The sequence below is a fragment of the Cryptosporangium minutisporangium genome (assembly GCF_039536245.1).
Classification (GTDB): domain Bacteria; phylum Actinomycetota; class Actinomycetes; order Mycobacteriales; family Cryptosporangiaceae; genus Cryptosporangium; species Cryptosporangium minutisporangium.
Genome location: NZ_BAAAYN010000012.1, coordinates 228,503 through 252,930 on the forward strand (window position 1 = coordinate 228,503; position 24,428 = coordinate 252,930).

Genomic DNA, 24,428 nt, shown 5'->3' on the forward strand with positions numbered 1-24,428 from the left:
AAGTCACCACTGCTCCGGTCGGTCGTCGCGCTGACGGCCGACCGGAGCACCCGGCTGGGAGAGACACGTGGCCAGGTTCATCCTGCGGCGAGGGTCACTCGCGCTCCTGACGCTGTTCAGCGTGAGCGTCGTGACGTTCTTCATGTTCTTCGCGGTTCCGACCAGCCCGGCCGAGCTGCAGTGCGGGCGGGACTGCCGCCCCTCCCAGGTGCAGAACATCGAGGAGCAGCTGGGTCTGGACCGACCCGTCTGGCAGCAGTACGGCGAATACATGAAGGGCATCGTCACCGGCCGGACGATCGGTGAGGGCGACACCGCGATCGAGTGCGACGCGCCCTGCCTCGGTTGGTCGTTCCGCAGCAGCGAAGCGGTGACCAGCATCGTCGCTCGGGCGCTTCCGGTCACCCTCTCGATCGTGCTCGGCGGTGTGCTCATGTGGGCGCTGCTCGGCGTCTCGCTCGGCTGCATCTCAGCCCTCCGCCGTGGTACCTGGATCGACAAGACGGCGATCGGCTTCTCGCTCGCCGGCGCGTCGATGCAGATCTACTTCGTCGGTCTGCTCCTGCAGATCTTGTTCGTGTACACGCTGAAGTGGCTGCCGACCCCCGAGTACGTCAGCCCGTTCGAGGATCTCGGGAAGTGGTTCGTCGGGATGATCCTGCCCTGGACGACGCTCGCGCTCCTGAACTCCGCGATCTACGCCCGACTGACCCGTGCCCAGATGCTCGAGTCGCTGTCCGAGGACTACGTCCGGACGGCCCGAGCAAAGGGGTTGCCGCCGCGCCAGGTCCATCTGCGACATGCGCTCCGTGCGGGTATCACGCCGATCGTCACGATCTTCGGCCTCGACCTGGGTGCCTCGCTGGGCGGCGCGGTGATCACCGAGAACGTGTTCGGCATGCCGGGACTCGGCTTCGTCGCCACCCAGGCCGCACGGGAGCTCAACCTGCCTATCGTGATGGCCACCGTGCTGTTGGCCGCGTTCTTCATCGTTTCGACGAACGTCATCGTCGACGGGCTGTACGCCTCCATCGACCCGCGGGTGAGGCTCGGATGACCACTACTGATTCTTCGCAGGCCCCGTCGGTCGAGGACGACTTCCTCACGGTCGACGACCTGCACGTCAGCTTCGAGACGCCGGACGGTGTGGTCCGTGCCGTCGACGGCATCTCGTTCGGCGTCCGTCGCGGGCAGACGCTCGGCATCGTCGGCGAGTCCGGCTCCGGCAAGTCGGTCAGCAGCATGGCCGTGATGGGCCTGCACGACCTGCACCGGACGAAGATCACCGGGCAGATCTCGGTCGGCGGACGCGACATCGTCGGCTGCCCGGAGGAGGAGGTCCGGAAGCTGCGCGGCCGGACGATGGCCATGATCTTCCAGGACCCGCTCTCCGCGCTGCACCCCTTCTACACCGTGGGCCGCCAGATCGTGGAGGGGTACCGGATCCATCACCCGGACGCGAGCAAGAAGGCCGCCCGCCAACGCGCGATCGAGATGCTCGACCGAGTGGGGATCCCGCGCCCGGACAAGCGCGTCGACAGCTATCCGCACGAGTTCTCCGGCGGTATGCGCCAGCGCGCAATGATCGCGATGGCGCTGGTCAACGACCCCGAACTGCTGATCGCCGACGAGCCCACCACGGCGCTGGACGTCACCGTCCAGGCGCAGATCCTCGACCTGCTCGAGGACCTGCAGCGCGAGTTCAACTCGGCGGTCGTCATCATCACGCACGACCTCGGAGTGATCAGCCAGGTCGCGGACGACGTGCTGGTGATGTACGCCGGGCGAGCGGTCGAGAAGGGCTCCGTCGAGCAGGTACTCCGGCATCCGCAGCACCCCTACACCTGGGGCCTGCTCAACTCGGTGCCGTCGCTGCACGGCGACGCCGAAGCCGACCTGCTCCCGATCCAGGGCAGCCCGCCCAGCCTGCTGAACCGCCCCTCGGGCTGCGCGTTCCACCCCCGTTGCCCGTACGCCGGGCAGAACGGCGACCGGTCGTTCACCGACGTCCCCGAGCTGCTGCCCGTGCTGGACGACGCCGGGCACTCGGTCGCTTGCCACCTGCCTGCCGATCGTCGGCGCGAGATCTACCAGCGGGACATTGCGGAAGCCGGGGTGGCGCTGTGAACAAGGCTGTTGCTGCGGAGGACGCGAAGGTGACCGAGAAGCCCAGCCCTCCCGCGAAGGACGCGCTGCTCTCGGTCCGTGGCCTGGCCAAGCACTACCCCGTCGGTGGTGGTGGGTTCGGACGCGGCAAGGCCTTGGTCCGCGCGGTCGACGGCATCGACTTCGACGTCAGCGCCGGCGAGACGCTCGGGCTGGTCGGTGAGTCCGGCTGCGGCAAGACGACGACCGGACGAATGGTGATCCGGTTGCTCGAGGCGTCGGCCGGAACGATCATGTTCCAGGGCAAGGACGTCACCAAGGCACGCGGCCGGGCGCTGGGCCACCTGCGTCAGGACATGCAGATGATCTTCCAGGACCCGTACTCGTCGCTGAACCCGCGGCACACGGTGGGCCGGATCGTCGAGATGCCGCTGAACGTCAGCAACATCGACCCGCCGGGCGGGCGGAAGAAGCGCGTCCAGGAGATGCTCGAACTGGTCGGGCTCAACCCGGAGCACTACAACCGGTACCCGCACGAATTCTCCGGCGGCCAGCGGCAGCGGATCGGTATCGCTCGGGCGCTCGTCGTCGAGCCGCAGTTCATCGTCGCCGACGAGCCGGTGTCCGCGCTCGACGTCTCGATCCAGGCGCAGATCATCAACCTGCTGCGCAAGCTGCAGAGCGAGCTGGACCTGGCGTTCCTGTTCATCGCGCACGACCTCGCGGTGGTCCGGCACTTCTCCCAGCGGATCGCGGTGATGTACCTGGGGAAGATCGTCGAGGTCGGCGACCGGGAGGCGATCTACGAGCGGCCGTCGCACCCGTACACGCGGGCGCTGCTGTCGGCGGTTCCGGACGTGACGAAGATCGGGAACGTCGACTCGAAGCGGATCCGGCTGGCCGGCGACGTACCGACGCCGCTGGACCCGCCATCGGGGTGCCGGTTCCGGACGCGGTGCTGGAAGGCACAGGACAGGTGCGCCCAGGAGGTGCCCCCGCTGACCCCCAAGCGCGGCGGCTCGCTGGCAGCCTGCCACTTCCCAGAGACCTGAGCGCCGCAGGCGCTCATCGTTCTGACGTGGAGCCCGTTGAGGGCGGGTCTGGCAGTCGAGCGCGTCGAGGCCGTGACATTTGGCTTGCGTCATAACGAGGCGCGCTCGCCTGTCAGCGTCGTTCTCAGCGGGCCGCCAACGATTTGCGGAGGAAGTCGAGTTGTAGCAGCAGCAGGTTTTCCTTGACGGTCTCGTCGGTTGCCATGTGGGTGATGCCGGTCAGCGGGAGCACCTCGTGTGGGCGGCCGGCGGCCAGTAGCGCCGAGGACAACTGCAGCGTGTGCGCGGCCACGACGTTGTCGTCCGCGAGTCCGTGCACGATCATCAGCGGCCGGGCCAACTTCCCGGCGTCGGCGATCAGCGACGAGCGGCGGTAGGCGTCCGGCTGTTCGTCCGGGAGCCCGAGGTACCGCTCGGTGTAGAACGTGTCGTAGAGCACCCAATCGGTCACCGGCGCCCCGGCGATCCCGGCGTGGAAGACGTCCGGGCGCCGCAGCACCGCCAGCGCCGCCAGATACCCCCCGAACGACCACCCGCGGATCCCCACGCGTCCCAGGTCGAGGTCGGGATGCTCCTTGGCCAGGGCCAGCAGCCCGTCGGCCTGGTCGTCGAGCACGGGCCCCGCGAAATCGAGACGGATCGCGTGCTCGAACGAAGGTGCGACGCCGGGCGTCCCGCGGCCGTCGACGATGACCACCGCGAACCCCTGGTCGGCCCACCACTGCGGCTCCAGCCACATCGTCCCGGCGGCCATCACCTCCTGATGGTGCGGACCGCCGTACGGGTCCATCAGCACCGGGAGCCGGGTGCCCGGCACGTGATCGCGCGGGTAGAGCACCGCCGCCGGTAGCCGTCGGTCGGTCACCCGGCTGAGCGTCGGGGCAGCGAGGAACGGCGGCGTGGCCGCGAAGGACTCCAGCGTTTGGTCGGGCTGCCCCTCCCGGCGGACGACGTAGGTAACGCCGGCCGTCTCCAGCGTCCGCCGGATCTCCACCCGGGTCGGGCCGCCGGAGACGCCGCTGAACCACCCGGCGCCCTCGGTGACCTTGCGTGCGGTGCCGTCCGGGCCCACCCGGTAGACGTCGTTCTGCTCCGGGGCGTCCTCGGTGCCTTCGACCAGCACGTCGTCGCCGTCCTGGCCCACGTACCGCCGCACGTAGAGGCTCGCTGGGGTGACGGGCACGCCGCCGACGACCAGCCGCCGAGCGTCGCCCTCGTCGGAGCCGAGCACCAGCCGACCGTCACCCAGCAACGCCGGGGTACCCGGCAGGAGCTCCAGCCACGGGGAACCCGCCGCCTCGGTGTGCGTGGTCAGCTCACCGGTGTCCGGGTCGGCGCCGAGCACCAGCGCCCTGGTCTGGCGACGATCCATCACCGTGAACAGCGGGCAGCCGCTGTCGTCCCAGCCGCCGGTGACGAGGTAGGGGTACGCGTCGGCGTCCCAGGTGAGGTCGAGTCGCGCGGCCTCGGCGGCGATCGGCACCACGTGCAGCGAGACGCGCGCGTTCGGGCTGCCGGCCTGTGGGTAGCGGATCGCGGTGGGCTCCCGGCTGGGCTGGGCCGGGTCGGCGATGTACCAGGTGCGCACCGGGGACTCGTCCACCCGGGCGGCGAGGATCCGCTCGGAGTCCGGCGACCACCAGTAGCCCCGGAACCGGTTCATCTCCTCGGCGGCGACGAACTCCGCGACGCCCCAGGTGACCCCGTCCTCGGCGACCAGCGTGCGGTCCGTCCACTCGTCCGCGGAGCGTTCGAGCAGGTGCAGTGCGCCCCCGGTGACGTAGGCGACCCGGTCGCCGGTCGGCGACGGTCGCGGGTCGAGCACGGGTCCCGCGACCGGCAGCTCGACCGGGGTCGGGTCGTCGCCGGGCAGCAGACCGATCCGGTACAGCTTCCCGCCGAGCGTGAACACCGCGATCCGGGTGTCCTCGTCGGTGGAGTAGGAGACGATGCCGCCGCCGGCCTCGCGGCGACGCTCGCGCAGCGCCTTCTCCTCCGGCGGGAGGTTCTCCTCGTCGGTGTCGCGAAGGACGCGGGGGTCGGCCACGATCCGCTCGCTGCCGCTCCCGGTGTCGAGCACCCAGAGCGCGTGCACGGGATCGGTCGGGCCGGACGAGCGGAGGAAGACGACCCGCTCCCCGTCCCGGGAGACGGCGACGGTGCGCGGCGCTCCAAGGGTGAAGGTGCGGGTCCGGGCGGCCAGGCGGGGGAACGACGTGCCCGGATCGGTCTCGACGGTGCGCGAACTCACTCCGCCATCCTGCCACTCGGCTCTCGGGTGGGCCCCCCGCGCGCCCGTACGCTGGGACGCATGGCTATGCGCCCCGGCCGACGTCGCTAGGGCTCCCTACGATGCTCACTCCGGAGTCGACCTCATGATCCCGAGCCGCCGCCTACTGCTGGTGCACGCGCACCCGGACGACGAGACGATCACGACCGGCGCCACGATGGCCAGGTACGCGGCCGAAGGTGCGCACGTCACGCTCGTCACCTGCACGCTCGGCGAGGAGGGCGAGGTGCTCGTGCCGTCGCTGGCCGGGCTCGCGTCGGATCAGGCGGACCAGCTGGGTGGCTACCGGATCGGCGAGTTGGCCAAGGCGTTGGACGCGCTCGGCGTCACCGACCAGCGGTTCCTCGGCGGCACCGGGCGATACCGCGACAGCGGGATGATCGGCACGCCGCAGAACGATCACCCGCGGGCGTTCTGGCGGGCCGACGTCTCGGTGGCGGCGGCTGAGCTGGCGGCGGTGATCCGCGAGGTGCGGCCACAGGTCGTCGTCACGTACGACCCGGACGGACTGTACGGACACCCGGACCACATCCAGGCCCACCGCGTGACGATGCGCGCGATCGAGCTGGCCTCGCAGCCGGGAGAAGACGGCGACGCCTGGCGGGTGCGCAAGGTGTACTGGCCGAGCGAGCCCCGGTCGCTGCTGGCCCGCGGCATCGAGCGGTTCGCCACCTCCGCGGAGAACCCGTTCGCCGGCGAGCGCGACGTCGACGCGCTCCCGTTCGTCACCCCGGACGAGAAGCTGGGCGCTCGCATCGACGCCTCCGCGTACGCGGAGGCGAAGCGGGCCGCGATGCGCGCGCACGCGACCCAGGTCGACCCCGGGACCTGGCTGCACGTGCTCGCCGAGAACCTGGGTGTGGAGCCGGTCGGTGTCGAGTACTACATCCGGGCGGTCGGTGAGGCCGGTCCGGGCACCGATCCGCACGGGTGGGAGGACGATCTGTTCGCGGGGCTGTGAGTACTCTCCCGGTGTGACGACACCCGCCCCTCCCGGCGTCACGGCACCCGCCGCCGGCCCTGGGCCTGACGCCGTCGCCGAGTGGGCCCTACGCATCGCGGCGGTGCTGGTCGGAACCGTGATCACGGTGACCACCGAGGTGATCGCCGCGTTTCTCACGCCGTTCCGCCTCGGTGGAACGTTGATACCGATCAGCTGGGTCATCGTGGTGGCCGGCGTCGTCCTCGGCGTGACGATCACCCGTTACGGATCGGGGATCGCCGGCGCGACGGCGGTACCCGCGCTCGCCTGGTTCCTGGTGCTGTGGCCGCTCTCGTCGTCGACGGCGGAGGGCGACCTGGTCGTGCCGGGCACCTGGGTCGGATACGGCGTTCTGCTGCTGGGGCTGCTGGCGATCGTCGGCACGGTGGCCGTGAGCATGGCGATGTCGCGACCACGACGCTCACTTGGATAGGCGTTCATTTAGGTAATGGCTGCACGCGGTGGTGTGGTGATGTCCTACCGTTCCCGCGGTAGAGGTACGTGGGAGGTCGGAAGTGCGGAACAGGTGGGCCCGGATCGGGGTCGTCGTCGCGGTGCTGGTCGTGGTGAACTTCGCCGCGCGGTTGGTGCTGCGGCTGGCCAACGGCGCCAGCGAGGACGTGGAGTTCACGACCGCGTTGACGTCGCTCGTCGGCATGGGGCTCGTGGTGGCGGTCGCCGGGTTCCTGACCGCGCGTCGGTACCTGCTCTCGGTCACCGCAGGTGACCTGTTCTTCGACATCCTGATCGCGTCGCTGGTGGTGACGGTGGTCGGGCCGTTCGTCTCCGGCGGCACGCCGTTCGGATCCGGTGCCGGGCAGTGGATCATCCAGTTGCTGGTGTGCGTCGGGGCGCTGGTCGTCGGCGGCGCGATCGGTGTGCTGCTCGCGATCGCGTTCGGGCTCGACCCCAAGAGCCGCGCGTGGGGCGCTTACGCGTCGCAGGTCAAGCTGCCCGCGAAGGCAACCCGCCCCGGCAAGGCGACGACCAAGCCCGCCAAAAAGGCCCAGCCGGCCAAGAAGCGCACGTCCGCGAAGCGTTCGTAGGGACCTGGAGTCCGCCGACGTCGTTGCGTCATAAGGAGGCGCGCTCGCGCGTCAGCGTCGTTCTCGGCGGGCCGCCCACTAAGGCCGGTAGTAGCGGTAGGTGTGGTGGTGGGTGAACCCGAGCTTCTCGTACATCGCGAGCGCTCCGGCATTGTCCGAGTCGACCTGCAGGTAGACGCCCTCGGCGCCGTGCTCGGCGGCGTACTCCACGGCGCCGGCCAGCAGGTGGGTGGCCAGTCCGCGCCGACGGTGCGCCGGGTCGACCTCGACCGCGGTGATCCCGACCCACCCCTCGTCCAGCGCGAGACGGCAGATCGCCACCGGCGCCCCGTCCAACCGCAGCGCCACGAATCCCGGCGCGGTGCCCGAGCGCAGCACCTCCTGGGCCACAGCGGGGAGTGCGCCACCACCCCGGTAGTGGTACGCCGCCAACCATCCCGGGTCGGGGGAGGAGGCGACGGTCACCGGCGGGAGACCCGGCACCGACAGGTTCGCCGCCCGCAGCGCCCGCACCCTCGCCACTAGCACCAGCGCACCCCACCGGTCGGTCCAGCCGCGCTCGGCCAGCGCCCGCCGCAGGTCGTCCCGGGCCGGCAACGGCAGCTGGATCGTCGGCGGCAGGTCCCGGGCGGCGTACCACTCCCGCACGGACGCCAGCGCGTCGTCGAGCGGCGATCCCGGGTCGCCGAGCGGCAGTACCGAGTTCGCCCGTCCGGTCCACCCACCGGCCGCCCGCAGCTGCCATTCGCCCAGCTCGGCGGTGTCCAGCCCGCGCCAGCCCAGCGACGCGATCCGCTCCAGCTCGAGGTCGTCGATGCGGGCAACCCGGGGGGAACGCCGCGGCGGGATGCGTTTGGCGGCCACGACGTCTGCCACCGCCACGGCCACCGTGTCACCTGCTGCGGTTCTCACCACTACCCGCTGGCGTTCTGCGTCCAGCTCGATAAGCTCCCCGAGAACGTCGCCGTACTGCGGTCGATCGGCGCTGGGAGTGGTGAGGACTCTGCGTACGACGACACGGTGGCCGACGTCCGTCGGGCGGAGCGACATCTGACCCACCTCTGCATTCCCGAACAGCAGCCAGCGATACTAGATACCGCTAAGGCGGTACCTCGTCTGAGTTGGTTCTGTCGTAATGATCCAAAGGCGAAGCCGCCACCGCGCCTGGAAGGACTACCTACGTGACGTACGTCATCGCCGAGCCCTGCGTCGATGTCAAGGACAAGGCGTGCATCGAGGAGTGCCCCGTCGACTGCATCTACGAGGGGGAACGGATGCTCTACATCCACCCCGACGAGTGCGTTGACTGCGGCGCCTGCGAACCGGTCTGCCCGGTCGAGGCGATCTTCTACGAGGACGACGTGAAGGAAGAGTGGCGCGAGTACTACAACGCCAACGTCGTTTTCTTCGACGAGATCGGGTCGCCGGGCGGTGCGTCCAAGCTCGGGCTGATCAAGCACGACGCTCCGCTGGTCGCGGCGCTCCCGCCGATGGGTGAGGGGCACTGAGCACGGACGCGGCCGCAGCGACGCGGGCACTGTCCGCGTCGCTGCCCGATTTTCCGTGGGACACGCTGGCGCCCTATGGGCGACGGGCGCGTGAACACCCGGACGGCTTGGTCGACCTGTCCGTCGGGACACCGGTCGACCCGACCCCCGCGGTGGTGCGGGCTGCTCTGGTGGGGGCAGCCGACGCACCGGGGTACCCCCTGACCGCTGGTAACTCGGCGCTCCGCGGCGCGGTGCAGGGCTGGGCCGCGGACCGGCTGGGGTGCTCCGCCGAGGTCGGGGTGCTGCCCACGATCGGCTCGAAGGAGCTGGTGGCCTGGCTCCCGACGCTGCTCGGGCTCGGGCCGTCGGACACCGTGCTCTTCCCCGAGCTGGCGTACCCCACGTACGACGTCGGCATCCGGCTGGCGGGCGCGGTCGGCGTGCGGTCGGACGCCACGGTGGCCGCCGGGCCCGGCCGGGTCGCCGCCATCTGGGTGAACTCCCCGTCGAACCCGACCGGACGCGTGCTCGGCGTGGCGCACCTGCGCAAGGTGGTGGCCTGGGCTCGCGAGCGTGGCGCGGTCGTGATCTCCGACGAGTGTTACCTGGAGCTCGGCTGGGAGGTCGAGCCGGTCTCGGTGCTCTCCGACGAGGTCAGCGACGGGAACGTCACCGGCCTGCTCGCCGTGCACTCGCTGTCGAAGCGCTCGAACCTCGCCGGGTACCGAGCCGGCTTCGTCGCCGGTGATCCGGCGATCGTCGGCGAGCTGCTGGCGGTGCGCAAGCACGCCGGGATGATCGTGCCGGAGCCGGTGCAGGCCGCGATGGCGGCGGCGCTGGGCGACGTGACACACGTCACCGAGCAGCGCGATCGGTATGCGCTGCGTCGGGTCGCTCTGCGGGAGGCGCTGGTCGCCGCCGGATTCCGGATCGACCACTCGGAGGCCGGGCTGTACCTGTGGGCCACCCGGGACGAGCCGTGCTGGGACACCGTCGGATGGCTCGCCGACCGCGGCATCCTCGTCGCGCCGGGCGCGTTCTACGGGCCGGCCGGTGCACACCACGTGCGGGTCGCGCTCACCGCGACCGACGAGCGCGTCGCCGCCGCGGTCAAGCGCCTTACTCCCTGACCGCCCGCACGCCCAGTTACGCCGAATCCGCCTCCACAGCGCGCGTGGAGGCGGATTTGGCGTAAACGAGCGCGGCCCGCGCGGGCGCCCCGCGCCCCGCGCCCCGCGCGGGCGCCCCGCTTCCCGCGCCGAGCCCGGCGCGGGAAGCCCCGCGCTCAGTTCTGGTGCAGTGCCTCGTTGAGCCCGCCCCAGCTCCGGCCGGCCCGCGGCACCGCCTCCAGCGCCCCGGTCACCGAGTTGCGGCGGAACAGCACCCCGTCGGCACCGGCCAGCGACGCAGCCTTCACGACCGAGCCGTCCGGCAGCGTCACCTTCGACCCGGCGGTGATGTACGTCCCCGCTTCGACCACGGAGTCGTCGCCGAGCGGGATGCCCAGCCCCGAGTTCGCGCCCAACAGGCACCGCTCGCCGACCGTGATCACGGTCGTGCCGCCGCCGGACAGCGTCCCCATGATCGACGCGCCACCACCGACATCGGATCCGTCGCCCACGACGACCCCGGCCGAGATCCGGCCCTCGACCATCGAGTTCCCGAGCGTGCCCGCGTTGAAGTTGACGAAGCCCTCGTGCATGACCGTGGTGCCGGACGCCAGGTGAGCACCGAGCCGCACCCGGTCCGCGTCCGCGATCCGGACCCCGGAAGGCACCACGTAGTCGGTCATGCGGGGGAACTTGTCGACCCCGTAGACCTCGAAGTGCGTCCGCGCCGCCCGTGCCCGTGCCCGGACGGACTCGACCTCCGCCACCGGAACCGGCCCCGCCGACGTCCACGCGACGTTCGCCAGCACCCCGAAGACCCCGGAGAGGTTCACGCCGTGGGGGCGGACCAGTCGGTGCGACAGCAGGTGCAGACGCAGGTAGGCGTCCGCGGCGTCCGCCGGCGCGGCGTTCAGGTCGGTGACGACGGACACCGCGACGACCTCGACGCCGCGCAGCGGGTCCCACCCAACCGCACCAGCCAACTCAGAGCCCAAGAGCTCTTTAGTTCGCAGTGCGGCCTCTCCCTGGGCGGTGTCTTTATCCAGCCGCGCGACGCCGGGCGCAAGGTCTGATACCCCGGGAGCGCCCAACCCCAACTTCCCTGCGGGGAACCACACGTCCAGAATCTGGCCGGCGAACTCGGTCGCCAGGCCCACTCCCCAGATGCTCACGGCGTCCACCTTATCGAGAGCTAATGTCGGGCCGTGACGTTGGATCTCGCCGGCGACCCGGTCGCCCTCACCGCTGCCCTGGTCGACTTCCCCTCGGTCTCCGGCGCGGAAGGCCCACTCGCCGACGCGGTGGAAGCCGCGCTGAACAGCGTGAAGAACTACCGGATCACCCGCGACGGCGACACGGTCGTCGCCCGCACCGATCTCGGCAGGAAACACCGCATCCTGCTCGCCGGTCACCTCGACACGGTGCCGATCGTCGACAACGTGCCGTCCCGGCGCGACGGAGATCTCCTCTACGGGTGCGGCACCTCCGACATGAAGAGCGGCCTCGCGGTGCTGCTCCACCTGGCCGCCACGATCCCGGACCCTGCCTACGACCTGACGCTGGTCTGCTACGACAACGAGGAGGTCGAGGCGGTCAAGAACGGCCTGGGCCGGGTCGGCCGCAACCACCCGGACTGGCTGGCCGCCGACTTCGCGATCTTGCTCGAGCCCACCGACGGGACGGTCGAGGGCGGCTGCCAGGGGACGCTGCGAGCCAAGATCACCACCAGCGGCAAGCGCGCCCACTCCGCCCGCAGCTGGTTCGGCGTCAACGCGATCCACGCGGCGGGCGAGATCCTCGCCCGCCTCGGGAAGTACGAACCGCGCACGGTCGAGATCGACGGCCTCGTCTACCGGGAGGGCCTCAACGCGGTGCGCATCGAGGGTGGCGTGGCAGGCAACGTCATCCCGGATCGGTGTGACGTCACCGTCAACTACCGGTTCGCGCCCGACCGCACGGAACAGGGCGCCGAGCAGCACGTCCGCGAGGTGTTCGACGGTTACGAGCTCGCGATCACCGACTCCTCACCCGGGGCGCTGCCGGGCCTCAGTTCTCCGGCGGCGGCGAACTTCGTCGATGCCCTGAAGGTCCCCGTCCAGGCGAAGCTCGGGTGGACCGACGTGGCCCGGTTCGCCGGTCTCGGCATCCCCGCGGTCAACTTCGGCCCTGGTGACCCGAACCTGGCGCACCAGGCTGGCGAGTACGTCGACGTCCGAAAGATCACGGATGCCGCAGCGGCACTTCGTCGCTACCTCACTGCCGGTTAGCGTTCGCCGATTGCGGGATACCGTGACCGGCATGACCGTGTGCCCCGGCGCCCTGCTCCGCTGCGCTCCTCGCTCGCCAGCGCTCGCTGCGATGCTCCTGCCGTCCTCGGGGAACTCAGTGGAGAACGCCTCATGACCGGCGCCGTGCCGCAACCCGACCGTCAGCGTGGCCCGGTCACGCTCCGCCGTCGGCGGTCGTCCACGAGCACCACCGACCAGCGGCTGCTCGACAACCGCAGCGGCCGTGCGGACTTCATCCACTCCGACACGTGGCGGGTCTTGCGGATCCAATCGGAGTTCGTGGAGGGCTTCGGCGCGCTCGCCGAGCTGGGCCCGGCGGTGAGCGTGTTCGGCTCCGCCCGGACCCCCGTCGACCACTCCGACTACGCGCTCGCCGAGCAGCTCGGCCATGCCCTCGTCCGCGCCGGTTTCGCGGTGATCACCGGCGGCGGCCCCGGCACGATGGAGGCCGCGAACAAGGGCGCGAGCGAGGCCGGCGGGGTGAGCGTCGGTCTCGGTATCGAGCTGCCGTTCGAGCAGGAGCTCAACGAGTTCGTCGACGTCGGCGTGAACTTCCGGTACTTCTTCGCCCGGAAGACGATGTTCGTGAAGTACGCCCAGGCGTTCTGCGTGCTCCCCGGTGGGTTCGGGACCCTGGACGAGCTGTTCGAGGCCCTCACGCTGGTGCAGACCCGGAAGGTGACCCGGTTCCCGGTCGTCCTGATCGGCACCCGGTACTGGGGTGGCCTGGTCGACTGGCTGCAGCAGAGCATGCTCGCCGACGGCAAGATCTCCGAGCAAGATCTGGACCTGATCCAGCTCACCGACGACATCGACGAGGCGGTCGCCGCCGTGCTGTCCGCGGAGACCCTCTCGGCGGACCAGGCCACCGGCGCCGACGAAGCTCCGGTGGAGGCCTGAGTGAATTCGTCTCGACCGGCGGCGGTCTGCGTCTACTGCGCGTCCTCCACGTCGATCGACCCCCGCCACGTCGCGCTCGCTGCCGAAGTCGGCACCGAGCTGGCCCGGCGCGGCCACGTGCTGGTGTCCGGCGGAGGACGGGTCTCGATGATGGGTGCGGTCGCGGCGGCCGCCCGAGCCGGGGGAGCACGCACGATCGGCGTCATCCCCGAGGCGCTGAGCAGCCGGGAGATCGCCGACTTCGACTCCGACGAGCTCATCGTCACCACGGGGATGCGCGAGCGGAAGGCCGCGATGGACGGCTGCGCCGACGCGTTCCTCGGCCTGCCCGGCGGGATCGGCACGCTCGAAGAGGTGTTCGAGGTCTGGACGTCCCGGTCGCTCGGCATGCACGCGAAACCCGTCGTGCTGCTCGACCCCGAGGGCTTCTACGACGGCCTGCTCGGGTGGCTGACCGACCTGGCCGGCCGCGGCTTCGTGCGCCCCGAGGCGCTCGCGCTGCTCACGGTCGTGGACTCGGTACCCGCCGCCTTCGACGCGATCGAGGACGGCATCGCCCACGCGACCCGCGTCGAGGCGGGCCCGTCTGCCCCGGTCCGCGTCCAAGACTGATTACGCCGCCCGGCGAACCACCGCAGGCACGCCCGCTCCTGCAGCGATGGCTCCCGACGCGCGCCTCGCGTCCCCCGGCAGGGCCCGCCCACGCCCCGCCGTAGGGCGTCCGCCCGTGCCCGCCCACCCCGCCGTAGGCAGGCTCCCGGCGCGCGCCTCATGTCCCGCCGTTGGCCACCTGGTTCCCAGGCGCGCGGTTCGACCGAATTCATGACGGAACTTGCGGAACTGGCTGCCTCGGACTCACTCCGTTGTAGACGATGTACCCGTGGTCGTACCGAAGTCCGTCGCGCTACGCCTACTCGGACCGGTGAGCCTGCTCTCCCCGGACTCCGAACGTCCACTCGGCGGAACGAAGAGTCGTGTGGTGATGGCCGCGCTCGGGCTGCGGCTCAACCACGCGGTCCCTGCCACGCAGCTGATCGACGACGTGTGGGGCGCGAACCCCCCGGCGACGGCCCGAAACACGGTGCAGGTGTACCTCTCCGGCGTCCGCCGCGCGTTGGAGAGCGCCGGGCGGCCGTTTCGTCTCGACCGCCTAGCCGGCGGTTATCGGTTGTCGGGCCGGCCAGAGCAGGTGGACTGGCTGCGGTTCGAGCTTCTCGCCGACCGGGCGCGCGGCAGCGGGCGCGTCGGCGACCGGGAGGCCGCGGCGGCTTCGCTGGCCGAAGCGCTAACGCTCTGGCAGGGTCCGCCGCTGGCCGATCTCCGCGGGACGCCGCTGTACGCCGCGTTCGCAGGCGCGATGGATGCCGCGCGGGTCGGAGCGCTCAGCGACCGGTTCGCGGCCGAGCTGGCGTTGGGCACGCCCGGCCTGGCGGCCGAACTGAGCGATCTGGTGCGGACGCGCCCGCTGGACGAGCAGCTCACGCGGCATCTGATGCACGCGCTTCAGAACGAGGGACGGCGAATCGAGGCCCTGGCCGTCTACGCCGACTTCCGTGACCGGCTGGTGCGCGACCGTGGCGTCGAGCCCGGCGTCCGACTGACACGCATGTACCGGGCGATCCTCGCGGACGATCCGCCGGAACCGCTGCCGCCAGTGCCGCGCCCCATCGGCCGGGTCGTCGGGCGCGAAGCGGCCGACTTCGTCGGGCGGGCCGGGGAACTCGCCGAGACGCTGGGCCTGCTCGCCCAGCCCGGTCTGGTCACGATCACCGGGCCACCGGGCGTGGGCAAATCGCGGTTCGCGGCGGAAGTCGCAGCCCGGATCTCCGCAGCCGGATCGGTCCGTCCGCTGTTCGTCCGGTTGGACGGGGTCGCCGAGCCCTCCGAGGTCGTTGCGGCTGTGGCCGACGCGTTCGGGCCGCAGCCGGCGGCCGTGATTCGTCGTCCGGCGGTCGACCGCATTCGGTACTCGCTGCTCGGCACGTCCGCGCTGCTGGTGCTCGACAACTGCGATCCTGTCGCCGCGGCCTGCGTCGAGCTGTGGGACGAGCTTCTGGAGGACGAGACGCTGCGCGTGCTCGCGACGAGCACGCGCCCGCTGCACGCGGCAGGCGAGGTGACGATTCGATTGGCGCCTCTCGCGGTTCCGTCCGAGCACAGCGGGACCGCAGCGGAGATCGAGAGGGTCGACTCGGTGGCCCTGTTCTGCGCCCGCGTACGCGCACTCCGACCCGGATTCGTGCTCACCGACGATATGGCGCCCGTCGTGGCCGAGATCTGTCGTCTCGTCGAGGGCATCCCGCTCTCTTTGGAGTTGGCCGGCAGCCGGACCCAGGTGCTCAGCCCGGCCGAGCTGGTCGAGCGACTCAGCGACCAGTTGCAGACGCTGCGGTCGATCTCCCGCCGACCGGATGACCGTCACGAGTCGCTCTCCTCAGCGCTCACGGCGGCGAGCGCGCACCTCACACCCGACGAACGGATGCTGTTCGCGCGGCTGGCCGTGTTCACCGACACGTTCACGCTTCGCGCTGCCGAGGCCGTCGCTCCACCGGACGTTCCGGTCCTCGACGTCCTCCACGCCCTGGTGGACGCCTCCCTGGTGATCGCCGACGTGTCCGGCAGGGAGAGCCGGTACCGCATGCTCGAATCGGTCCGTCAGTTCGGACGATCGATCCTCTCGGAGAGTGAAACCGCCGACGCGGTCGCGCGCCGCAGCGACTACCTCCGGGATCTCGTCGCCCGCGCGGCCGAGGCCCGGCACGGCCCGGACCGGATGCTGTGGTGCCGACGGTTGGACGACGCGCGGCAGGATCTGCGGGTCACGCTCGACGAAGCAGTACGCTCCGGCCGGCTCGACCTCGCGATGGCCCTGGCGGCCGACCTCGGTTGGTACTGGGCGAACACACCCCAGGTCGGGTTGGAGTGGTACCGGCGCGTGCTGTCCGCGGCGGCCACTGCGGCCGCGCCCCTCGCGCCGGAATCGTTGCTGCCGGTCCAGTTGTCGGCGGCCGTGATCGCGTCGTACCTGGTGCTACCCGAGGCACTGCGCTACGCCCGCGCAGCCGAGGCGACGGCTGATCTGCTCGGCGATCGCGCCGGTCGGATGAGGGCGCTGCAGCACCAGGCGGACATCGCACACGAGGCGGGCGACCTCGCCGACGCGGTGGAGGCGGCGAACGAGGCCTGGCGCCTCGCCGCTGATCTCGGAGATCCGCACGCGGTCGGCCGCTGTGGCCTCTCGGTGGCGTACAACTGGCTGGCGGCGAACTCGATCGAGGACGCCGAGCGCTGGGCGACCGACGCGATGCGTGCTTTCGCGGCGGCTGACGACGAGGGCGGCCAGGCCGACGCTCGTCTGCTGATCGGTGAGGCGCTGCTGAGCGACGGTCGCCATCAGGAGGCGGAGCACGAGTTGACCGCTGCCCTCGACGTCTTCCGCGCCCAGGAGAGCGATGAGCAGGCCGCGCGGGCCGCGGTGCTGCTGGCGGACGCCGTGCATCGGAGAGGTGCCCGGTCGGATGCCGCCGATTTTGCCGAGGAAGCGTTCGATCGGCATGCGCAGATCGGGCATCCGTGGGCTGTCGCACACGATCTGGATGTTCTGGCCGCCGTCTGCGCCCGCCAGAACAGCGCGCGGGATGCCGCCGTCCTGCTGGGAGCCGCCGACGCGGTGCGGACCGCAGCCGATCTCGTCCGGTCTCCACGCGACGAGACGCTGCGAGCCGACGTCCTGACGGCCTGCGAACGGGCGCTGGGGACGCGCGGTGCCAGGGACGCTGTGCGGGCCGGCGCGATGAAGAGCTTCCCCTCGGCGAACGGGTTCGCCAGGACGGTCCTGCGTGGGTCGGCCGAAGTCTCAGTTGCGTGAGGGGGATTCGAAGGGCTTGGACCATTTGTTCGGTCCAAGAGGGGCCGACGCCGGTTCGGCGGTCGTGACCACCGGCACTGCCACGAACACGGCCACGAGTAGCGCGCGGGCGGCCCATTTGATCTTTCCGGCCATGATTCGCTCTCCTCTGGACGGCGACTGAAGAGACGGGGCAGAAGTCGGCCCCGCCCACGATCGAGGCTAGGCGAATCGTTCTGGCGGTTGAAGAGGTATCCGGCTTCAGGATTCTTTCAGCATGCTTTCAGCTTTGGCGCAGCGCCGCGTTAAGACTTGAGTCCTGGGAACGGGGCGCGCCGTTCCGACCAGCAGAAAGACTCACCGTATGCGCGCCAGTTGATTCGGGGATAGTTTCAGCTTCTCCGAATAGGCCGCACAGCTCTTTACATCGCCGCCGATCCGGCTAGCGTTACCCACCGTCTCCGCCGATGCTGCGGAGTTGCACCGCGAAAGGCGATTCCCGAACTCTTTCGAGTATTCGAATCGCGAGAATTTTCAGTCCGGAAGGAGGTGGAGAAATGCTGGATCTGGAGTTCGTCGAGGACGTGAAGCTGGAGGCGGTCCCGGCCAGCCTGGCCGAGGAGCTCTGCGCCGTCGACCAGGTGCGGGAGCAGACCGAGTGGGTCGCGTTCGGAAGCTTCGTGTGACAGCGGCCGGCGCGGGCTGACGGCCAGGCGCTGGACGACCCGAATCAAATCGCCTCACGTCAGGAGTATCGAATGCTGGATCTCGAATTCATCGAAGACGTCCGACTCGACGAGGTTCCGGCCTCGCTCGCCGGCGAGCTGGCCGAGATGCAGGGCCCGGCGAGCATCGAGCAGGTGCACGTCGCATTCAGCAGTTTCGTCTGATCGGCCATCAAGGGCTCGGGCGCGACGCGCGCCCGAGCTCGACCGAATCACCCGAGGAGCATCGAATGGCCGTGATCGAATCGGCGCAGGCCCCGCCTCATTCGGCCGGTGAATGGCCGATGGATTCGCTGGACGTCGCCGGGCGAATTCGGGCCGGCTGGACGCCGCTCCCTTTCCAGGAATTCGTCGTCAAGGTACACAGCCGCTGCAATCTCGCCTGTGACTACTGCTACATGTACGAGATGGCCGACCAGAGCTGGCGAGCGCAGCCGGCGGTCATGCCGGACCGGGTGATGGGACACGTCTGCGACCGGATCGGCGAACACGTCGCGGCACACGACCTTCGTGCGGTTCACGTCGTCCTGCACGGCGGTGAGCCGCTGCTCGCCGGCCGTGCCGCGATCCGCCGTTTCGCTCGATTGGCGCGAGCGGCCGTCGGTTCCGCCCGGCTCGAGATCGGTGTGCAGACGAACGGAATTCTGCTGAGCCCGGAGTTCCTGGACCTGTTCGCCGAGTACGGCATCCGGGTCGGCGTGAGTCTGGACGGCGGCCAGGACGGCCAGGACCGCCACCGGCGATACGCGAGCGGCCGCGGCAGCTACGACCGGGTCGCCGAGGGCCTGCGCCGGTTGACCTCCGACGCGTACCGCCCGCTGTTCAGCGGCTTGCTCTGCACGATCGACGTCGCCAACGACCCGCTCGCCACCTACCGTGAACTCGCCTCGTGGGAGCCCCCGAAGGTCGACTTCCTGCTGCCGCACGGAAACTGGGCGACGCCGCCGCCGGGGCGCACGCCCGATCCCGCCGCGACGCCGTACGCGGACTGGCTGATCCCGATCTTCGAGCAGTGGTACGGCGGCGGCGACCCGACGACGCCCGTCCGGCTGTTCACCGCGATCATCCGGCTGCTCCTCGGCCGGACCGCCGTGACCGAACACGTCGGGCTCTCGGCGATCCGACTGCTGGTGATCGAGACCGACGGCACGCTCCAGCAGGTCGACACGCTGAAGAGCACCTACTCGGGGGCGCCGGAAACCGGCCTCAACGTCATCGACAACACGTTCGACGAGGCGCTCGTGCATCCCTCGATCGTGGCCCGTCAGATCGGCGTCGAGGCGCTCGGTGCCACCTGCCGGTCGTGCTCGCTCCGCGACGTCTGCGGAGGCGGCGACTACACGCACCGTTACCGCGAGCACTCCGGCTTCCGACACCGCTCCGTCTACTGCCCGGACCTGATGCGCCTGATCACGCACATCAAGAGCCGGGTCGAAACCGATCTCCGCGCTGCACGGAGGGAGACCCCGTCATGAGCGTCCCCACGCACGCCGCCTCGTCGACCGACGATCTGGTCGTCACCCTGGCCGCCGGGACCGACGTCACGGCCTCGATCAACCGGCTGTACTCCGCCCAGCTCCGGCTGCGCACCGCTCGCCTGCGAGCGCTCGTCGCACGGGCTCGTGGCGTGGACCCGCAGATCACGCGGGAGACCTACCCGGACGAAAGCTACGCAACGCTGCTCACCGTGCAGAAGACGCACCCGCGAGTGGTAGCGGCGCTCCTGCTCTACCCGCACGTCGGCGCCTGGCTCGCGAACGGATTACGCCGACTCGACGCCGAGCGCCCGGCCACGTGGGCGGACCTTCAGCCGGAGTACCTCCCGGGGCTGGCGGCCTCGGCCGTGCTTCGGGCAGGTGTCGACGCCACGGTGCCGCTGCGCGCCCGTGCGGATCGGGTCTTCCTGCCCACTCTCGGGACGTGTGTGCTGCCGCCCGCGGCAGAGGCCGCCCCGGCATGGATTCTCCGGGTCGACGCGTCCGGTCGCCGGATCACCGACGGGAGCACGGAGATTCCGCTGCCCGCCGACCTCTCCGAGGAGACCGCCAGGTGGCTGCCGATCCGGCGGCTGCGCGCCGTGCACGGGACTGCCCTCGATGTGGCACTCGACGATCAGGATCCTGCGCGGACCTGCGGACCGACCCGCGATCTCGCCCCTCGGCTCGATCCGGCGGAGGTAGCGGACTGGCAGCGCGCCTTCGACGAGGCCTGGGGGTTGCTGGTCGCCGACCATCCGACGTATGCCGAAGGGCTACGCGCCGGCCTGCAGAGCCTGGTGCCGCTCGTTCCGCTCGGCGGCGGGCGCAGCTCGAGCCTTACGGCCGGTGACGCGTTCGGGTCGGTGGTCACCACGCCGCCCACCGACGGTGCTGGACTGGCGCTGACCCTGATCCACGAGTTCCAGCACAACAAGCTCTCCGCACTCCTCGACTCCCGGGCGCTGTACCGCAGTGACTCGGACGAGTGGTTCTACGCGCCGTGGCGGGACGATCCGCGTCCGTTCGGGGCCGTTCTGCAAGGCGTCTACGCGCACCTGGGCGTCGCCGACTTCTGGCGGGTCCACCGCCGGTCCGCCCTTGGGGAGGACACGACGTTCGCTCACATGGAGTTCGTCCGCTGGCGCCAGCAGACGGAGGAGGCCGCTGCCGAGCTGACGCGGTCTGGCGTGGCCAACGACGAGGGCCGACGCTTCCTGGACCTGATCTCCGGTCGGCTCGCCGAGTGGGCGGGGGAGCCGGTGCCGGATGGCGCCGACGAACTCGCCGGCGACGCTCGGTTCGAGCATCGGATCGGGTGGCGCCTGCGCAACATGCGCCTCGAGCCCGAGGACGCGAAGCGGCTGGCGGCCGCGGTGCGCGTCGAGCCGGTCGCGCCGTTGGGGGCGTCGGTGGACGTCCGAGCCCGCCGGGACGGCCGCACGGGGGAGTGGAGCGCCCGGCTGCGGCTGATGTACGCGCGGGTGACCCACCCCGACCTCTACGAACGGCTCCGGAGCGGCGCACAGGCCGACGACGATGCGTTCCAGGCGTCGGAGGCCGACCTGGCGTGCCTGGTCGGTGACTACGCCACCGCGGAAGGACTCTACGAGGCGGAGATCTTGCAGGACGACGTCGCGGAGGGGCGCCCGGTGTGGGAGGCGTGGGTGGGGCTCGTGCACTGTTATCCGCACACTCGGCCAGGGCCGGCCGCGGACTTCCTGCGTGCGCGTCCCGAGGTGGTCGCCGCGGTCCACGAGGCGCTCGTCGCCGATACCGTCGTGCTGTCGCCGTACGAGACCGCGCGACGGCTCGCGCTGCTCCTTTCATGAGCGGCCGCACCGAGAGCGGGCTTTCCGGGAGCGGAGTGTCCGGGAGCGGAGTGTCCGGGAGCGGGCCTTCGACAGGCGGGCCTTCGACAGGCGGGCCCTCGGCGAGCGGGCCCTCGGCGAGCGGGCCTTCGGCGAGCGGGATGGAGCCGGGAGGCGACGCGGCCGGCCCCGCGCCGTCCTGGCGGCGGGACTTCCGGTTGCTGTGGGTCGGAACCACGCTCACCCAGCTCGGCGGGCTCGGCACGATCTTCGCCTATCCGCTCCTCGCCCTCGCGATGACCGAGTCCGCGGTGTTCGCCGGCTGGGTGGTGTTCGCGGGGATGCTGCCTGCCACGCTCCTCTATCTCCCGGCGGGCGTACTGGCGGACCGCCTCGATCGGCGGATCGTGCTCGTCGTCAGCGCGGCGGTCCGCGGCGCGGCCGCGGTGGTGCTGCCGCTGATGCTGTTCACCGGCCACGACTGGGCGCTGCTGATCCCGATCGTCGCGTTCGTCGACGGCACGTGCGCGACCCTCTACGCGGTGACCGAGGCGGCGTTGGTGCCCCGGCTCGTTCCACCGGAGGCACTCTCCGGCGCGATCGCCCGCAACGAGGCGAGATTCCACCTCGCGATGCTGGTCGGGCGCCCGCTGGGAGGGCTGCTGTACGGGCTGAGCCGGGCCCTGCCGTTCGTCGTCAACGTCGTCGCCGCGCTGACCGCGGCGGTCCTGGCGGGGTTCGTGCGGGGGCCGACGCGGACAGGTGCCGAGCAGTCCGGCGCGATGTCGCTCGCGCGGCTGCGGGCGGATTTGGGTGTCGGCCTGGCCTGGGTACGCCGGCACCAGCTGATCCGTCTCGCGATCGCCCATGACTCGCTGCAGAACTTTCTCATGCAAGCTGTGGGCCTGGTGGTGATCGCCCGCGCCGTTCACCAGGGCCTTCCCGCGTGGTTCATCGGGCTGGTGATGGCTGCCGGAGGCGGCGGCGGGGTGCTGGGCTCGTTGGTCGCACCGACGCTGCTGCGTGGGCGGAGCGTCCGGCAGGTGCTCACGGCCGTCGCGTGGGCCTGGGCCGGCTTCGCGAGCTGTCTGCCGTTCGCCGATCGAGGCGTGGCGCTGGTGGCGGCGTTCCTCGTCTACGGGCTGATCGCCGCGCACACCAACGTCGCGATGGCCAACTACCAGGCGCGGGCGGTGCCCCCCGACCTGCTCGGCCGGGTGATCAGCGTCGACCGTTCGCTCTCCATGGGAGCGGTGCCGCTCGGTGGCCTCGCCGCCGGATACGCGCTGCCGGTGTTCGGTGCCCAGGGGTCGCTCACGTTGCTCGCCATGGTCGGGGCGGGATGGGCCGTGCTGTTGACCGCGCGACTGCGTCGCATTCCGGCGGCCGTCGCACCGGTGACGGCGGGCTAGGCGAGGCCTCGGCGGGTGAATGCTGGGGGGCGGGCGCCGCGGATGGACGCGACCATGTCGAGCACCCGTCGCGTCGCCCGTACGTCGTGGGCGCGGAACACCCTGGCGCCGAGCCAAGCACTGACCGCCGTGGCCGCGAGCGTGCCTTCGAGCCGGTCCGCAGGCGGCAGGTCGAGCGTCTCGCCCACGAAATCTTTGCGGGAGAGCGCGACCAGCACCGGCCACCCGGTCGCCACCAGCACCTCGAGTTCGCGGGTGAGCGTCAGCGAATGCCAGGTGTTCTTCCCGAAGTCGTGGGCGGGGTCGATCAGGATGCCGTCCGGCCGCACGCCGACCTCCACCGCCCGCTCGGCGAGCCGGGTCACCGTGCTCACCACGTCCGCGGTGATGTCCGGGAAGCTCGGCCGGTGCGGACGCGAGCGTGGCGTCAGGCCGCCCGCGTGCGAGCAGATCAACCCGGCACCGGTGCGCGCGGCGACCGTCGCGAGGGCCGGGTCGGCGCCCGACCACGTGTCGTTGAGCAGGTCCGCGCCGGCCTCCACCGCTGCTTCGCCGACCTCCGCCCGCCAGGTGTCGATGCTGATCACCAGCTCGGGGTAACGGGCGCGCACCTCTCGGATCAGCGGGACCGTGCGCCGGGCCTCCTCGGTGGCGTCCACCGCGTCGCCGGGACCGGCCTTCACACCCCCGATGTCGACGATCTCGGCACCGTCCCGCACCGCCGCGTCGACCGCCGCCAGGGCGGCCTCGTCGGTGAACGTGGCCCCGCGGTCGTAGAACGAGTCGGGCGTGCGGTTGACGATGGCCATCACCAGCAGCTCGGTGTCGGCGAACACCTGGCGGCCGAGCCGTAGTGGCACGCCCCCTCCTCCGTGGGTAGAGCCTCTCGACGTCGAGCGGCAGTGACGCCGCACGGTGGCGACCCCGCCCTCATTCTGCGTGCGCGCCACCGGCCCCGCCCGTCGGCCCCGTCCTCCGTCCCTGGCCCGTCGAGGATCGGCGTCTCCCCGAGCTCAACCTGCGGGGGATTCGCGTCTGGCCTTGCTCAATTTGTGTGCCGCTGCGGCGTGTTGATTGCGGGGGATTCGCGTCTGCCCTTGCTCAACTTGTGTGCCGCTGCGGCGTGTTGATTGCGGGGATTCGCGTCTGGCCTTGCTCAACTTGTGTGCCGCTGCGGCGTGTTGATTGCGGGGGATTCGCGTCTGGCTGCATGCCGCTGTGACGCACGTGTCACCATGCGGGGGTGGGAAGCTTCCTCCTCATCGTCGTGGCCGCGATCGTCCTGTCCGGCATCGTGTTCGGTGCCGCTGCGTTCACGCTGGGTCGTGATCGTGGTCTGACCCCGCCGCGGCCGGACGGCGTCCCGTTCGACCTGCCCGCTGACCGGCCGCTCGACCGGGCCGACGTCGAGGACCTACGGTTCGACACGGCAATCCGGGGCTACCGGATGGACCAGGTCGACGAGATCCTGCGGCGCGTCGCGGACGACTTCGACTTCCTGCACGCCCGGATCATCGACCTCGAGGACCAGCTCGCCACCTCCGCCGCCGCGGACGAGGAGGAGGACGAGCGCCCGTTTGCGTTCCCCTGGGACGCCGAGGAGCGTGCCGAAGCGCCTGCCGACCCGACCGCACCGCCTGCGGACGCGGTCGCGGGGTCGGTGGACGGCACGCCCGAGCCCGGCGAGTCGGTGCTGAGCTCGGTGAAGCCCGCCACGGCGTCGGCGAAGTCCGCCGACGGCGAGATCGCCGCCGAGGGCCCTCCCGCCGCCGAAGGCGCCGACACGCCACCGGCCAGCACGGTGCCCACGGGAACAGAGCCCACCGACCCGGTACCCGCCGACCCGGCCGCAGCGGCCGAGTTCGCCGCCGTCGCCCGCGCCGACGCCCGCGCGC

The 24,428-nt window shown here is 71.0% G+C and carries 22 protein-coding genes; 18 read left to right on the forward strand and 4 right to left on the reverse strand.

Annotated elements, in window-relative coordinates; all coding sequences use genetic code 11:
- Positions 1 to 67: 67 nt before the first annotated feature.
- Genes ABEB28_RS10710 through ABEB28_RS10720 form a run of 3 tightly spaced genes read left to right on the forward strand, consistent with a single transcriptional unit; the run spans position 68 to position 3,158 of the window.
- A complete protein-coding gene (locus ABEB28_RS10710) occupies positions 68 to 1,057 on the forward strand; it encodes an ABC transporter permease (RefSeq protein ID WP_345727858.1) in 990 nt (329 codons plus the stop codon).
- The gene (locus ABEB28_RS10715) at positions 1,054 to 2,127 is read left to right on the forward strand and encodes an ABC transporter ATP-binding protein (RefSeq protein WP_345727859.1); all 1,074 of its coding nucleotides are present in this window, start codon (positions 1,054 to 1,056) and stop codon (positions 2,125 to 2,127) included. Before ABEB28_RS10710 ends, ABEB28_RS10715 begins: the two co-directional genes overlap by 4 nt.
- Before the next feature lie 29 nt (positions 2,128 to 2,156).
- The gene (locus tag ABEB28_RS10720; protein WP_345727887.1) at positions 2,157 to 3,158 is read left to right on the forward strand and encodes an ABC transporter ATP-binding protein; all 1,002 of its coding nucleotides are present in this window, start codon (positions 2,157 to 2,159) and stop codon (positions 3,156 to 3,158) included.
- 124 nt (positions 3,159 to 3,282) lie between these two features.
- Here ABEB28_RS10720 and ABEB28_RS10725 read toward each other — a convergent pair whose 3' ends face one another.
- Positions 3,283 to 5,409 carry a S9 family peptidase gene (locus ABEB28_RS10725; RefSeq protein ID WP_345727860.1) on the reverse strand — a complete coding sequence of 709 codons (2,127 nt, stop codon included), beginning with the start codon at positions 5,407 to 5,409 and terminating at the stop codon, positions 3,283 to 3,285.
- Positions 5,410 to 5,533: 124 nt separating this feature from the next.
- Here ABEB28_RS10725 and mshB point away from each other — a divergent pair, with 124 nt between their 5' ends.
- The 3 genes from mshB (at position 5,534) to ABEB28_RS10740 (ending at position 7,476) form a co-directional block, all read left to right on the forward strand.
- A complete protein-coding gene (gene mshB / locus ABEB28_RS10730; protein WP_345727861.1) occupies positions 5,534 to 6,409 on the forward strand; it encodes an N-acetyl-1-D-myo-inositol-2-amino-2-deoxy-alpha-D-glucopyranoside deacetylase in 876 nt (291 codons plus the stop codon).
- Positions 6,410 to 6,422: 13 nt separating this feature from the next.
- The gene (locus ABEB28_RS10735; RefSeq protein ID WP_345727862.1) at positions 6,423 to 6,863 is read left to right on the forward strand and encodes a hypothetical protein; all 441 of its coding nucleotides are present in this window, start codon (positions 6,423 to 6,425) and stop codon (positions 6,861 to 6,863) included.
- An 82-nt stretch (positions 6,864 to 6,945) separates the two neighbouring features.
- The gene (locus ABEB28_RS10740; RefSeq protein WP_345727863.1) at positions 6,946 to 7,476 is read left to right on the forward strand and encodes an acid shock protein; all 531 of its coding nucleotides are present in this window, start codon (positions 6,946 to 6,948) and stop codon (positions 7,474 to 7,476) included.
- Positions 7,477 to 7,554: 78 nt separating this feature from the next.
- Here ABEB28_RS10740 and ABEB28_RS10745 read toward each other — a convergent pair whose 3' ends face one another.
- Positions 7,555 to 8,526 carry a GNAT family N-acetyltransferase gene (locus ABEB28_RS10745; RefSeq protein WP_425558933.1) on the reverse strand — a complete coding sequence of 324 codons (972 nt, stop codon included), beginning with the start codon at positions 8,524 to 8,526 and terminating at the stop codon, positions 7,555 to 7,557.
- Positions 8,527 to 8,657: 131 nt separating this feature from the next.
- Between ABEB28_RS10745 and fdxA the strand changes: the two genes are divergently transcribed.
- Both fdxA and dapC read left to right on the forward strand, forming a co-directional pair.
- Positions 8,658 to 8,984 (forward strand): ferredoxin, encoded by a 327-nt coding sequence (gene fdxA / locus ABEB28_RS10750; RefSeq protein ID WP_345727865.1) that lies wholly within the window; start codon positions 8,658 to 8,660, stop codon positions 8,982 to 8,984.
- Complete coding sequence (gene dapC / locus ABEB28_RS10755) at positions 8,981 to 10,096, forward strand: succinyldiaminopimelate transaminase (protein ID WP_345727888.1); 1,116 nt, start codon at positions 8,981 to 8,983, stop codon at positions 10,094 to 10,096. The genes fdxA and dapC overlap by 4 nt, the downstream gene beginning before the upstream one ends.
- Before the next feature lie 155 nt (positions 10,097 to 10,251).
- On the opposite strand, the gene dapD is transcribed toward dapC, so the two are convergent.
- Positions 10,252 to 11,247, reverse strand: coding sequence for a 2,3,4,5-tetrahydropyridine-2,6-dicarboxylate N-succinyltransferase (dapD, locus tag ABEB28_RS10760; RefSeq protein ID WP_345727866.1), 996 nt, complete (start codon positions 11,245 to 11,247; stop codon positions 10,252 to 10,254).
- A gap of 33 nt (positions 11,248 to 11,280) precedes the next feature.
- Between dapD and dapE the strand changes: the two genes are divergently transcribed.
- The 9 genes from dapE (at position 11,281) to ABEB28_RS10805 (ending at position 22,533) form a co-directional block, all read left to right on the forward strand.
- Complete coding sequence (gene dapE / locus ABEB28_RS10765) at positions 11,281 to 12,342, forward strand: succinyl-diaminopimelate desuccinylase (protein WP_345727867.1); 1,062 nt, start codon at positions 11,281 to 11,283, stop codon at positions 12,340 to 12,342.
- Between the two features lie 132 nt (positions 12,343 to 12,474).
- Positions 12,475 to 13,263, forward strand: a complete 789-nt coding sequence (locus ABEB28_RS10770; RefSeq protein ID WP_345727868.1) for an LOG family protein — start codon at positions 12,475 to 12,477, stop codon at positions 13,261 to 13,263.
- The gene (locus ABEB28_RS10775) at positions 13,264 to 13,875 is read left to right on the forward strand and encodes an LOG family protein (protein ID WP_345727869.1); all 612 of its coding nucleotides are present in this window, start codon (positions 13,264 to 13,266) and stop codon (positions 13,873 to 13,875) included.
- 268 nt (positions 13,876 to 14,143) lie between these two features.
- Positions 14,144 to 17,131 carry an AfsR/SARP family transcriptional regulator gene (locus ABEB28_RS10780; protein WP_345727870.1) on the forward strand — a complete coding sequence of 996 codons (2,988 nt, stop codon included), beginning with the start codon at positions 14,144 to 14,146 and terminating at the stop codon, positions 17,129 to 17,131.
- 536 nt (positions 17,132 to 17,667) lie between these two features.
- Positions 17,668 to 17,796 carry a hypothetical protein gene (locus tag ABEB28_RS10785; RefSeq protein WP_345727871.1) on the forward strand — a complete coding sequence of 43 codons (129 nt, stop codon included), beginning with the start codon at positions 17,668 to 17,670 and terminating at the stop codon, positions 17,794 to 17,796.
- Positions 17,797 to 17,868: 72 nt separating this feature from the next.
- Entirely contained in the window at positions 17,869 to 18,000 is a 132-nt protein-coding gene (locus tag ABEB28_RS10790) for a hypothetical protein (protein WP_345727872.1), read from the forward strand.
- 65 nt (positions 18,001 to 18,065) lie between these two features.
- Entirely contained in the window at positions 18,066 to 19,310 is a 1,245-nt protein-coding gene (locus ABEB28_RS10795; protein WP_345727873.1) for an FxsB family cyclophane-forming radical SAM/SPASM peptide maturase, read from the forward strand.
- On the forward strand, positions 19,307 to 21,142 hold the full coding sequence (locus tag ABEB28_RS10800; RefSeq protein WP_345727874.1) for an HEXXH motif domain-containing protein: 1,836 nt from the start codon (positions 19,307 to 19,309) through the stop codon (positions 21,140 to 21,142). The genes ABEB28_RS10795 and ABEB28_RS10800 overlap by 4 nt, the downstream gene beginning before the upstream one ends.
- A gap of 140 nt (positions 21,143 to 21,282) precedes the next feature.
- Positions 21,283 to 22,533 (forward strand): MFS transporter, encoded by a 1,251-nt coding sequence (locus ABEB28_RS10805; protein ID WP_345727875.1) that lies wholly within the window; start codon positions 21,283 to 21,285, stop codon positions 22,531 to 22,533.
- Here the strand turns inward: ABEB28_RS10805 and folP are convergent.
- The gene (gene folP, locus ABEB28_RS10810; RefSeq protein WP_345727889.1) at positions 22,530 to 23,342 is read right to left on the reverse strand and encodes a dihydropteroate synthase; all 813 of its coding nucleotides are present in this window, start codon (positions 23,340 to 23,342) and stop codon (positions 22,530 to 22,532) included. The two genes, ABEB28_RS10805 and folP, sit on opposite strands and share 4 nt — an antisense overlap.
- A gap of 434 nt (positions 23,343 to 23,776) precedes the next feature.
- Between folP and ABEB28_RS10815 the strand changes: the two genes are divergently transcribed.
- Positions 23,777 to 24,428 (forward strand): DivIVA domain-containing protein (locus tag ABEB28_RS10815; protein ID WP_345727876.1); only part of this gene is annotated, 652 nt, incomplete at its 3' end.